Source organism: Prevotella sp. LCP21S3_D2, assembly GCF_052118345.1.
Taxonomy (GTDB): domain Bacteria; phylum Bacteroidota; class Bacteroidia; order Bacteroidales; family Bacteroidaceae; genus Prevotella.
The window spans coordinates 1-12270 of record NZ_JBQKHJ010000002.1 but is presented as its reverse complement, the minus strand read 5'-3'; the positions used below and the strand labels follow the sequence as shown (position 1 = coordinate 12270).

The window sequence follows — 12270 nt, the reverse complement described above, 5'->3', positions numbered from 1 at the left end:
TTCGCTTCAGGAATGCAATTTGGGGTGAATTATAGTACTCTTTTCTTTGCGTGTGAAGCCAAAAAGGCTACATATTTCATAAAAAATAAATATTTCTGAAATTATTGGTGCAAAATATTTGCAGCATTCAAAAAAATGCTGTATTTTTGCACCAATAATGTATAACGAAATTTGTTTGTGATGAAAAAAATCATTCTTTCAGCGCTTGTCGCTTTAACTATGGTCTTGATGCTCGGCAGTTGCGGTAGCACCAAGAGCGTGGCTTATTTTCAAAACATTGATTCTATCAGTTTAGCGGGTTCTAGAATTCTTTATGAGGCAAAGATTATGCCTAAGGATGAACTGACCATTACCGTGATTACCACAGATCCAAAGGCTGCGATGCCTTTCAACTTGTCTGTTTCTAATACAATTGGTACTGGTGGACAGTTGAGTACTTCTGGCGGAACATTGCAGGGCTACCTGGTAGATAATCATGGTAATATCGAGTTTCCTGTTGTTGGGACACTGCACGTAGGAGGCATGACCAAGAAAGAGGCCGAGGATCTTGTAAAGAGCAAGGTAAAACCTTATTTGGCAGAAACGGAAAATCCTATCGTCACTGTTCGTATGGCTAGCTATCATGTCTCGATATTGGGTGAGGTTACCAAGCCTGGTATAATTTCTGTACCACAGGAGAAGATGAGTATCCTTGAGGCTTTGGCGCAGGCTGGTGACTTGACAATCTACGGTAGACGTGATAATGTGATTCTGATTCGTCAGGATGCACAGGGTGAGAAACATTATCATCGTTTGAATCTTAATGATGCTAATGTCATCAGTTCGCCATTCTATTATCTTCAGCAGAATGATATTATCTATGTTGAGCCTAACAAGGTAAAGGCACAGAATTCTGCTATCGGTTCTTCCACTACATTGGTTATGTCGGGATTGAGCATTTTGACATCTATAGCCTCTTTGGTGGTCAATATCTTGCGATAAGTGAAAGAGAGAAAAGGTCAGGAATAATAAACAGATTTACAACATATAAAGATATATAAGTATGTGTGGCATAGTAGGATATTTAGGTAAGGGAGATGCTTATCCAGCTCTCATCAAGGGGTTGAAGCGTTTGGAATACCGCGGGTATGACTCTGCGGGTGTAGCCCTTATTAGCAATGATGGCTCTTTGAACGTATATAAGTCAAAGGGCAAGGTGGCAGATCTTGAAGCGTTCTGCTCAGACAAGGATATTTCTGGACATGTGGGTATCGCTCATACTCGTTGGGCTACACACGGAGAGCCTTCAGCTGTGAATGCTCATCCTCATTATTCTTCCAGCAAGAATCTTGCCATGATTCATAATGGTATTATCGAGAACTATGCCGACATCAAGAAAAACCTGATTGCCAAGGGTGTGGAGTTCAAGAGCGAGACCGATACAGAGGTCCTCGTACAGCTCATCGAATACATTCAGGTGAAGAAGGATCTTGATCTGTTGACTGCCGTTCAGGTAGCGCTCCGTCAGGTGATTGGCGCTTATGCCATCGCTATTCTTGACAAGCGTCACCCTGACCAGATTATTGCTGCCCGCAAGCAGAGTCCATTGGTTGTAGGTATCGGTGAGGACGGAGAGTTTTATCTCGGTTCTGATGCCAGTCCTATCATCGAATATACTGATAAGGTGGTTTATCTGGAGGATGGCAACATCGCTGTGATGCGTCTCGGTCAGGAATTGCAGGTCGTAAACATCCAGAACGTAAAGCTCAACCCTGAGGTGCAGACCGTGGACATTGACCTTGGTCAGATAGAGAAGGGCGGTTTCCCTCACTTCATGCTGAAGGAAATCTTCGAACAGCCTGAGTGCCTGCGCAACTGTATGCGTGGCCGTGTGGTAAGTCGCACCGTGGAAACCCGTGTGATGACAGATGGCGACGATACAACCTGCAAGACGGAGACAGAGATGGGCGTAGTGCTCAGCTCCATCACCGACCATCGCCAGCAGCTCCTCAATGCCAAGCGAATCATCATCGTGGCTTGTGGAACATCATGGCACGCTGGACTCATCGGCAAGCAGATGATAGAGAATTACTGTCGCATCCCAGTGGAAGTGGAATATGCATCAGAATTCCGTTACCGCAATCCTGTGGTAACGAAGGATGATGTCGTCATCGCCATTTCCCAGAGTGGTGAAACCGCTGATACCCTGGCTGCCATCAAGCTTGCCAAGGAGAGCGGTGCGTTTATCTATGGTATCTGTAACTCTATCGGTTCTTCCATCGCACGAGAGACAGATACGGGTACCTATATTCATGTAGGTCCGGAGATTGGTGTTGCCTCTACCAAGGCGTTCACCGGTCAGGTTACCGTTCTTATCCTCCTGGCACTTGCCATCGGTAAGGAGAGGGGAACCATCAGTGAAAACGAATATCAGAAGATTACAGAGCAGCTTTGGAACATTCCTGCCAAGATGAAGGAAGTGTTGAAGCTGAACAATAAGATAGCTGACTTGAGCCGTACCTTTACGTATGCGCGCAATTTCATCTATCTGGGTCGCGGATTCCAGTATCCTGTAGCCCTTGAAGGTGCATTGAAGTTGAAGGAGATTAGCTACATCCACGCTGAAGGTTATCCTGCAGCGGAGATGAAACATGGTCCTATCGCATTGATAGACAGCGATATGCCAGTGGTAGTTATCGCTACCCACAACTTCATGTACGAGAAGGTCTTGTCTAATATCCAGGAAATCAAGGCCCGTCAGGGTCGTGTCATTGCCATTGTGAGCAAGGGTGATGAAACTATTTCCAAGATTGCCGACGAAGTGATTGAACTCCCTGAGACCTTGGAGTGCCTGGAGCCATTATTGGCTACCATTCCTTTGCAGCTTCTGGCTTATCATGTAGCTGTATGTAAGGGCAAGGATGTTGACCAACCTAGAAATTTGGCCAAGTCAGTTACTGTCGAATAAAAAATAAAGGGAATCGTCGTTTCTTGACGTTTCCCTTTTTTTGGAGGGGTATCCCTTCGCAGTAGGTATATTCAAATTTAACTAAATAAGATAAAGGATAATTGAGAGATGGAACCATTGAAACATGAATGTGGCGTAGCAATGATCAGATTGCTCAAGCCATTAGAGTATTACCAGCAGAAGTACGGCACCTGGATGTACGCACTCAACAAACTCTATCTGATGATGGAGAAACAGCACAACCGTGGACAGGAGGGTGCTGGTATGGCTTGTGTCAAACTGGGCGGAAAGCCTGGTCATGAGTATATGTTTCGTGAGCGTGCAGAGGGTAAGAACGCCGTGACGGAGATATTCGGCAAGGCGAATGCCAACTTCAAGAACCTGACTCCCGAGCAGCTTGCTGATGCTAAGTTTGCCAAAGAGGAACTGCCTTTCGCAGGCGAACTCTACATGGGACACCTGCGCTACAGTACCACCGGAAAGAGTGGCATCCAGTATGTGCACCCATTCCTGCGCCGCAACAATTGGAAGGCGAAGAACCTCTGCCTTTGCGGCAACTTCAACATGACCAACGTAGATGAAATCTTCCAGGAGCTGACCAAGCAGGGCCAGAGCCCACGCATCTACAGCGACACCTACATCATGCTCGAACTGATGGGCCACCGACTTGACAGAGAGGTGGAGCGAAACTTCGTGGCAGCAAAGGCGATGGAGATGGAGAACACCGACATCACCAACTACATCGAAGACCACGTGAAGATGAGCAATGTGCTCAAGACCACGATGAAGAACTTCGACGGCGGTTATGTGGTCTGTGGAATCACCGGTTCGGGAGAGATGTTCTCCATGCGCGACCCTTGGGGCATTCGTCCTGCTTTCTACTACAAGAACGATGAAATCGTAGTAGTAGCCAGCGAGCGCCCTGTGCTTCAGACCACCTTCGACCTGGAGGCAGAGGATGTGCAGGAGCTGATGCCGGGCACGGCACTTCTCGTGAAGAAGAACGGCGAGTGCAGCATCGAACGCATCATGGAGCAGAAGGGTGATTCTGCCTGCTCATTCGAGCGCATCTACTTCAGCCGTGGTTCCGACAAGGATATCTACCAGGAGCGTAAGCAGTTGGGCGAGCAGTTGACCCAGCCTATCCTGAAGGCAGTGGATTACGATGTAGATCACACCGTGTTCAGCTACATCCCGAACACAGCCGAGGTGGCTTACTATGGCATGTTGAGCGGTTTCAAGAAGTATCTCAACGAAAGCAAGATAGAACAGATTGCCAACCTCGACCATATTCCATCTAAGGAAGAATTATACGATATTCTCGGCGATTTCGTCCGTTCGGAGAAGATTGCATGGAAGGATATCAAGCTCCGTACCTTCATCACCGAGGGCAACAGCCGCAACGACCTGGCGAGCCACGTGTATGATGTAACCTACGGAAGCATCGAGCCGAATGTGGATAATCTCGTTATCATCGACGACAGTATTGTGCGCGGTACTACCCTGAAGGAGAGTATCCTCCGCATCCTCGACCGTCTGCATCCTAAGAAGATTGTAGTCGTATCCAGTGCCCCTCAGATCCGCTATCCGGATTATTACGGCATCGATATGGCAAGACTGGAAGAGTTCTGCGTGTTCCGTGCGGCCATCCAGCTTTTGAAAGAGCGCAAGATGGAGGACTTCATCGAGCAGACCTACGAGGCATGCAAGGCAGAACTTGCCAAGCCGAAGGAGGAGCAGGTGAACCCGGTGCGTGCCATCTACAAGCCATTCACCATCGAGGAAATCAACGAGAAGATAGTAGAGATGCTTCGCCCGGAGGGCATGACCACTCCTATCCAGCTCGTATTCCAGAGTATCGAGGGCTTGCGCGAGGCGATTCCAAACCACAAGGGCGACTGGTATTTCACCGGTCATTATCCAACCCCAGGCGGCACGAAGCTCTGCAACCAGTCGTTTGTGAACTATATCGAAAACGTTTATCATAAATAAGTGAAGAGAGAAGAACGAAGAGTGAAGAATTCATTTGCTCTTATAAGTATGAAATAAAAGAATCAAATGTCAGATATGAAAAAAGTAACCTTAGTTTTGAGTGATGGAACCAAGTTCCATGGCAAATCTTTTGGATATGATGCTCCTGTAGCGGGCGAGGTTGTGTTCAACACAGCCATGATGGGATATCCAGAGAGTTTGACCGACCCTTCTTACGCCGGTCAGTTGATGACACTTACATTCCCTCTCGTGGGCAACTATGGTGTGCCACCATTTACTTTCGAGGAGAACGGTTTGCCAACCTTCATGGAGAGTGACAAGATTTATGCTTCTGCCATCATCGTGAATGATTACAGCGAGCAGTACAGCCACTGGAATGCAGTGGAGAGTCTTGCCGACTGGTTGAAGCGCGAAAAGGTGCCAGGAATCACAGGCATCGATACCCGTGAGTTGACTAAGGTGCTTCGTGAGCATGGTGTGATGATGGGTAAGATTCTCTTTGATGATGAACCAGACAACATCCCTGAGGCTAACTACGAGGGTGTAAACTTCGTTGACCAGGTGAGCTGCAAGGAGATTATCCGTTACAACGAGGGTGCCGGCAAGAAGGTGGTTCTCGTTGACTGCGGTGTGAAGGCAAACATCATCCGTTGCCTCATCAACAGAGGCGTTGAGGTGATTCGTGTGCCTTGGAATTACGATTACACCGATATGGATTTCGACGGACTGTTCCTTGCCAATGGTCCTGGCGACCCAGATATGTGTGAGGATGCTGTTAATATTATTCGCAAGCAGATCAGCCAGAGCCGCAAGCCTATCTGCGGTATCTGCATGGGTAACCAGTTGCTTTCCAAGGCTGCCGGTGCTACTATCTACAAGTTGAAGTATGGTCACCGTTCACACAACCAGCCAGTGCGCATGGTAGGAACCAACAATTGCTACATCACCTCTCAGAACCACGGTTATGCCGTTGATGCCAAGACATTGGGCAACGACTGGGAGGAACTCTTTGTAAATATGAATGATGGCTCTAACGAGGGTATCCGCCACAAGGTGAACCCTTGGTTCTCAAGCCAGTTCCACCCAGAGGCTTGCTCAGGCCCTGTGGATACAGAGTTCATGTTTGATAAGTTTGTAGAAACACTCAAACATTGAACTTTGAGATTTGAATATTGAACTTTATGATTAGCTTACTGTGCTTGCAAGTAAAAAGTAATCAAACAGTTCAAAGTTCAAAGTTCAAAGGAAAAGTAATCAAACAGTTCAAAGTTCAAAATTCAAAGTAAATAAAGATGAAAGACGAAAATATAAAGAAGGTGCTCCTCTTAGGTTCTGGAGCCTTGAAGATCGGTGAAGCAGGTGAGTTCGACTACTCAGGTTCGCAGGCCCTGAAGGCATTGCGCGAAGAAGGTGTCGAGACTGTGCTCATCAACCCGAATATCGCAACCGTACAGACATCAGAAGGTGTTGCCGACCAGATTTACTTCCTGCCAGTGCAGCCATACTTCGTAGAGCGTGTCATCCAGAAGGAGAAGCCAGACGGTATCCTCCTCAGTTTCGGTGGCCAGACTGCCCTCAACTGTGGTGTGGAACTCTATCGCCAGGGCATCCTGGAGAAATATAATGTCAAGGTATTGGGTACTCCAGTACAGGCTATCATGGATACTGAGGACCGTGAGCTCTTCGTAGAGAAGCTGGATGAAATCAACGTGAAGACCATCAAGAGCGAGGCTTGCGAGAACATAGAGCAGACTCGCAAGGCTGCTGCTGAGCTCGGCTATCCTGTCATCATCCGTGCTGCTTACGCCTTGGGTGGACTCGGTTCAGGTTTCGCAGACAACGAGGAGGAGCTGAACAAACTCGCAGAGAAGGCTTTCTCTTTCTCTCCACAGGTATTGGTAGAGAAGAGCTTGAAGGGCTGGAAGGAGATTGAGTATGAGGTGGTTCGCGACCGTTACGACAACTGTATCACAGTTTGTAACATGGAGAACTTCGACCCATTGGGCATCCATACCGGTGAGAGTATCGTCATCGCTCCATCTCAGACCCTGAGCAATGCAGAGTATCATAAGCTCCGTGCCCTCGCCATCAAGATTATTCGTCACATCGGAATCGTGGGTGAGTGTAACGTGCAGTATGCCTTCGACCCTAAGAGCGAGGACTATCGCGTAATCGAGGTGAATGCCCGCTTGAGCCGTTCATCTGCCTTGGCATCTAAGGCTACCGGTTATCCTCTTGCCTTCGTTGCAGCCAAGCTCGGTATGGGTTACGGTCTGTTTGAGTTGAAGAACTCTGTAACCAAGACCACATCTGCCTTCTTTGAGCCAGCATTGGACTACGTAGTTTGTAAGATTCCTCGTTGGGACTTGTCTAAGTTCCGTGGCGTAGATAAGGAGTTGGGTTCATCTATGAAGTCAGTAGGTGAGGTAATGGCCATCGGACGCAACTTCGAGGAGGCCATCCAGAAGGGTCTTCGTATGATTGGTCAGGGCATGCACGGTTTCGTAGAGAACAAGGAACTTGAAATCGACGATATTGATGCAGCTTTGCGCGAGCCAACAGATAAGCGTGTGTTCGTGATTTCAAAGGCAATGCACAAGGGCTATACCGTAGATCAGATTCACGACTTGACCAAGATTGACAAGTGGTTCCTTGAGAAGTTGAAGCACATCATCGACATCGACGAGGCGATGAAGAAGTGCAACATCAATACTCTTGACCAGGATTTGCTCCGCACCGCCAAGGTTTACGGTTTTACCGACTTCCAGGTAGCCCGTGCCGTTGGCTTGGAGCAGGAGTTGGGCAACATGCACAAGGCAGCCCTCCTGGTTCGCAACAAGCGCAAGAGCTATGGCATCCTGCCTGTAGTGAAGCAGATTGATACCCTGGCAGCAGAGTATCCTGCTCAGACCAACTACCTCTATGTAACTTACGCTGGCGTGAAGAGCGACATCACCTTCGAGAACGATCACCGTTCTATCATCGTACTCGGTTCAGGTGCTTACCGCATCGGTTCTTCAGTAGAGTTCGACTGGTGTGGCGTTCAGGCATTGAACACCATCCGCAAGGAAGGCTGGCGTTCTGTGATGATCAACTACAACCCAGAGACCGTTTCTACCGACTACGATATGTGCGACCGTCTCTACTTCGACGAGTTGACCTTCGAGCGTGTGATGGATATCATCGAGATGGAGCAGCCTCATGGCGTCATCGTATCTACAGGTGGTCAGATTCCAAACAACCTGGCTATGCACCTCGATGCACAGAACGTGCCAATCCTGGGTACTGCTGCCAAGGACATCGATAACGCTGAGGACCGTGCCAAGTTCTCTCAGATGTTGACCAACAATGGCATCAACCAGCCAGAGTGGAGCGCCCTGACCTCTATGGAGGACATTGACAACTTCATCGAGCGGGTAGGCTTCCCTGTATTGGTTCGTCCTAGCTACGTGCTTTCTGGTGCTGCGATGAACGTATGTTCTAACGAGGAAGAACTGAAGCGATTCCTGCAGTTGGCAGCCAATGTAAGTGAGGATCACCCAGTGGTAGTTAGTAAGTTTATCGAACATGCCAAGGAGATTGAGATGGATGCTGTGGCAAAGAATGGCGAGGTGATTGCCTATGCGATTTCCGAGCACATCGAGTTTGCCGGTGTTCACTCAGGCGATGCTACCATCCAGTTCCCTCCTCAGAAGTTGTATGTTGAGACAGTTCGTCGTGTGAAGCGAGTAGGTCGTCAGATTGCCAAGGAGTTGCACATCAACGGTCCGTTCAACATCCAGTTCATGGCTCGTGACAATGATATTCTCGTTATCGAGTGTAACTTGCGTGCCAGCCGTTCTTTCCCATTCGTGAGCAAGGTATTGAAGATCAACCTCATCGAGTTGGCTACCCGTGTGATGCTCGGTTTGCCAGTAGAAAAGCCACACAAGAACCTCTTCGATCTCGACTATGTAGGTATCAAGGCATCCCAGTTCAGCTTCAACCGTTTGCAGAAGGCAGACCCAGTATTGGGTGTGGATATGAGCAGTACGGGTGAGGTAGGTTGCTTGGGCGACGATACATCTACCGCTCTTCTGAAGAGTATGCTTTCTGTGGGTCATCGCATTCCAGCCAAGAACATCCTGCTTTCTACAGGTTCTGCCAAGCAGAAGGTAGATTTGCTCGATGCTGCCCAGATGCTGGTTAAGCATGGTTACAAGCTGTATGCAACCGGTGGTAGTAGCAAGTTCCTCACCGAGAACGGCATTGAGAACACCCGTGTGCTCTGGCCATCAGAGGAGGAAGAAGGCGGTGCGCCTAAGGCTTTGGAGATGCTCCACAACCACGAGATTGATATGGTAGTGAATATTCCGAAGAACTTGACCAGCAGCGAGTTGAGCAATGGCTATAAGATTCGCCGTGCCGCCATCGACCTGAACGTGCCATTGATTACCAACAGCCGTCTGGCGAGTGCCTTCATCTATGCATTCTGCACCACCAAGCTCGAGGATATCGATATCAAGGCTTGGGGAGAGTATAAATAGTTAGTAGTTAAGAATTGACAGTTAAGTCATTCTTGATGATTCCCAATAGAAAAATCCCTGCTGTAGGAAAGGCTTCCTATGGCAGGGATTTTTTAGATAATAAACGTCTTACTCAAATTCAATATGCTCTTGTGAAGGAATACGGAAAGAGAACCATGTTTCTCCATTTTTGTTGGTGATAGCTAAGTCTCCTCGTGTAATGGTGTCCATGCCAATGATAATGTCATTGTCTTCTAAATCACAAGCAAGAACTTCCAAATCTTTTATCCAAGCACCTTCTTTGGCAAAATATAGGCTGATTTTATAAGTGTAAGCCTCTACATTTCCGCCAATTCCTGCAATCATGGCTTTTTGGATAGGTTCCAACCCTAAAGCATCTGCTATGTTTCTGGATATAATAGTGTTTGTAGCACCTGTATCCCAAAGGACATCCTTGGCTTCGCAATATTCAAGTTTATTGTTAGTTGCAGGTTTTATCACAAAACAACTTGACAGAATGCTTTCAGCCTTTGCAGGATATTTTTGTGTAATAGACTTTTTCATCTTGAAGTTTTTATTGAGCCTTAACCTTGTGGATGGTAGCAAGTCGTGCTATGTGTCCTTTCGGAAGTGGAGACATAGTAATCTCGCTATGAGCAGGGAAAAACTTGTCGATGTCTTTGTAGTCTATGGTATGAACTTGTATTTTCTTGTCTTTTGTTTCCATATAGCTTTCCTTTCTTTTATTATTGTTGCAAAGATACGCTGAATAATCGAAACAGCCAAACTTTTCTTGTAATTTTAGAGATTTATAATCAAATGTTAAGGGTGTATCAGTTAAATCCTGTGTTTATAATGTGGGATTGTATACTTGTGCGACCAAAAAAGCAGTGAAAACTTTGGTTGTTTCAAAATAAAGCCGTAACTTTGCATATGTAAACTGGTTAAATTTCATAGCATGATGAAACAGCAAGTAAAACAAGTACCATACGGAGTATCTGATTTTGCCACGGTGATGAGTCAGAATCTATATTATGTCGATAAGACGATGTTTTTGCCAGAGCTGGAGAAGCTGCCTCGCAATCTCTTCTTCGTCCGTCCCCGTCGTTTTGGAAAGAGCCTGTTTCTCAGTATGCTCTACTCTTACTATGACTGTAATCAGAAGGAGAGTTTCGAAAAACTCTTCGGTAGTTTGTGGATAGGGCAGCATCCTACATCCCTGCAAGGAATATACCAGGTACTGTTCCTGGATTTTTCTCAGATTACAGGTAAGATTGAAATTTTGGAGGAAAGATTCAATGCCTACCTCTGTATCAAGTTGGATAGTTTTGCAGAGCAGTATCCGCATATTATGGTGATAAGAAGGTTCAGGAAATCAAGGCGAAGACACAGTATGCTGATAAAATGCAGATAATCTTTGATGCAGCCAAGGCAAATCATTTTCAGCTTTATCTTATCATCGACGAGTATGATAATTTTACTAATGTAGTGCTCAATGAACATGGTGAGAAAGTATATCATGCCATTACTCATGCTGATGGTTTCTATCGTGATGTCTTCAAGAAGTTCAAGGGAAATTTTGAGCGCATCTTCATGATGGGTGTCAGTCCTGTAACCCTGGATGATGTAACAAGTGGGTATAATGTGGGATGGAATATCTCTGTAAAACCAGAGTTCGACGAGATGCTGGGCTTCTCTACCAAGGACGTAGTCGAGATGTTCACTTATTATAAGGAGATGGGAAGCATTCCTGCAGATAGCGATGTGGAAGCCATCGTCAACGATATGAAGCCTTGGTACGACAACTATTGCTTTGCAGAAGAAGCATTGAATAAGAGTGTCAGAATGTTTAATTGCGACATGGTGCTCTACTATCTCCGCAACTACATGGATTACGGACGCTCTCCTCGGCAGATGATAGACCCGAATACCAAGACCGATTATGGCAAGATGAAGAAACTCTTGCAATTCGATAAGTTGGATGGCGAGCGCAAGGGTATCATCCGCAAGATAGCGGAAGAGGGACAGATTGTTGCCCAACTGGAGGAGCAGTTCGCTGCCTATCAGATACCGAAGGCTGAAATCTTCCCAAGTTTGCTTTTTTATTATGGTATGTTGACCATCAAGGGTACACGTGGTTCTAAGTTGATTTTGGGCATTCCTAATAATAATGTTCGCAAGCAGTATTACGGATATTTGGAAGAAGAGTATCAGGCAAAGTCGTATGTGGATACCAACAGATTGACGGATTACTATTATGATATGGCTTATGATGGTGTATGGGAGGAAGGACTGCGTTTCATGGCTGAAGCCTACGCTAAGGTTTCTTCTGTGCGTGACGGAATAGAATCGGAGCGAAATCTGCAAGGTTTCTTTATGGCATACTTGAACCTCAACGATTATTACATCACGGCTCCCGAATTGGAGTTGAATCATGGCTATTGTGATTTCTTCCTGTTGCCTGATCATACCCATTATGCCAGTCAGCACAGCTATATCCTTGAACTCAAGGTTCTTTCTAAAAAGGAGTTTGATGAAGAGTTGAAGGATGTCTTGAAGGAAGATGGTAGCCCTATGAAAAAGTCGGAGAAGCAATGGTTGGATGCTGTGGAACAGATTAGGCGATATGCCGATGCTCCAAGGGTTGAGGCTCTTCGCCAGGGCACAACTCTTCACAAGATTATCATGCAGTTCAAGGGCTGGGAGTTGGCAAGGTGCTGCCCCTCAAAAAGTAGACACAGAAAGGTGGAAAACTGATGGAAAATGATTACCTTTGCAAGCAGATAGAGTTGTGTGCCCTGTAGAGAGGGCGTAGCCCGAACGTAA

Annotated in this window: 7 protein-coding genes and 1 pseudogene; 6 read left to right on the top strand and 2 right to left on the bottom strand. The window is 46.7% G+C overall.

Annotated elements, in window-relative coordinates:
- Nucleotides 1-180 precede the first annotated feature (180 nt).
- The 5 genes from ACTQ16_RS02025 (at nt 181) to carB (ending at nt 9465) form a co-directional block, all read left to right on the top strand.
- Nucleotides 181-981 carry a polysaccharide biosynthesis/export family protein gene (locus ACTQ16_RS02025; protein WP_218417510.1) on the top strand — a complete coding sequence of 267 codons (801 nt, stop codon included), beginning with the start codon at nt 181-183 and terminating at the stop codon, nt 979-981.
- A 61-nt stretch (nt 982-1042) separates the two neighbouring features.
- The gene (gene glmS, locus ACTQ16_RS02020; RefSeq protein WP_295347791.1) at nt 1043-2947 is read left to right on the top strand and encodes a glutamine--fructose-6-phosphate transaminase (isomerizing); all 1905 of its coding nucleotides are present in this window, start codon (nt 1043-1045) and stop codon (nt 2945-2947) included.
- Between the two features lie 108 nt (nt 2948-3055).
- Nucleotides 3056-4939, top strand: a complete 1884-nt coding sequence (locus tag ACTQ16_RS02015) for an amidophosphoribosyltransferase (RefSeq protein ID WP_294968702.1) — start codon at nt 3056-3058, stop codon at nt 4937-4939.
- Nucleotides 4940-5014: 75 nt separating this feature from the next.
- Nucleotides 5015-6094: a glutamine-hydrolyzing carbamoyl-phosphate synthase small subunit gene (carA, locus tag ACTQ16_RS02010; protein WP_294968774.1), complete on the top strand. Its 1080-nt coding sequence runs from the start codon at nt 5015-5017 to the stop codon at nt 6092-6094.
- A 137-nt stretch (nt 6095-6231) separates the two neighbouring features.
- The gene (gene carB, locus ACTQ16_RS02005) at nt 6232-9465 is read left to right on the top strand and encodes a carbamoyl-phosphate synthase (glutamine-hydrolyzing) large subunit (RefSeq protein WP_441935872.1); all 3234 of its coding nucleotides are present in this window, start codon (nt 6232-6234) and stop codon (nt 9463-9465) included.
- A 108-nt stretch (nt 9466-9573) separates the two neighbouring features.
- Here the strand turns inward: carB and ACTQ16_RS02000 are convergent, their stop codons facing one another.
- Entirely contained in the window at nt 9574-10008 is a 435-nt protein-coding gene (locus ACTQ16_RS02000) for an aspartyl protease family protein (protein WP_153139882.1), read from the bottom strand.
- Nucleotides 10009-10018: 10 nt separating this feature from the next.
- Entirely contained in the window at nt 10019-10171 is a 153-nt protein-coding gene (locus tag ACTQ16_RS01995) for a hypothetical protein (protein ID WP_181985913.1), read from the bottom strand.
- 234 nt (nt 10172-10405) lie between these two features.
- On the opposite strand from ACTQ16_RS01995, the pseudogene ACTQ16_RS01990 reads away from it, so the two are divergent.
- Nucleotides 10406-12201, top strand: a pseudogene (locus ACTQ16_RS01990) (AAA family ATPase).
- The last annotated feature ends 69 nt before the right edge of the window (nt 12202-12270 follow it).

Bases quoted from the DNA above. Each gene is read 5' to 3' on its own strand.
- carA (WP_294968774.1), top strand. From the start codon at position 5,015: ATGAAAAAAGTAACCTTAGTTTTGAGTGATGGAACCAAGTTCCATGGC.
- ACTQ16_RS02015 (WP_294968702.1), top strand. From the start codon at position 3,056: ATGGAACCATTGAAACATGAATGTGGCGTAGCAATGATCAGATTGCTC.
- glmS (WP_295347791.1), top strand. From the start codon at position 1,043: ATGTGTGGCATAGTAGGATATTTAGGTAAGGGAGATGCTTATCCAGCT.
- ACTQ16_RS01995 (WP_181985913.1), bottom strand. From the start codon at position 10,171: ATGGAAACAAAAGACAAGAAAATACAAGTTCATACCATAGACTACAAA.
- ACTQ16_RS02025 (WP_218417510.1), top strand. From the start codon at position 181: ATGAAAAAAATCATTCTTTCAGCGCTTGTCGCTTTAACTATGGTCTTG.
- ACTQ16_RS02000 (WP_153139882.1), bottom strand. From the start codon at position 10,008: ATGAAAAAGTCTATTACACAAAAATATCCTGCAAAGGCTGAAAGCATT.
- carB (WP_441935872.1), top strand. From the start codon at position 6,232: ATGAAAGACGAAAATATAAAGAAGGTGCTCCTCTTAGGTTCTGGAGCC.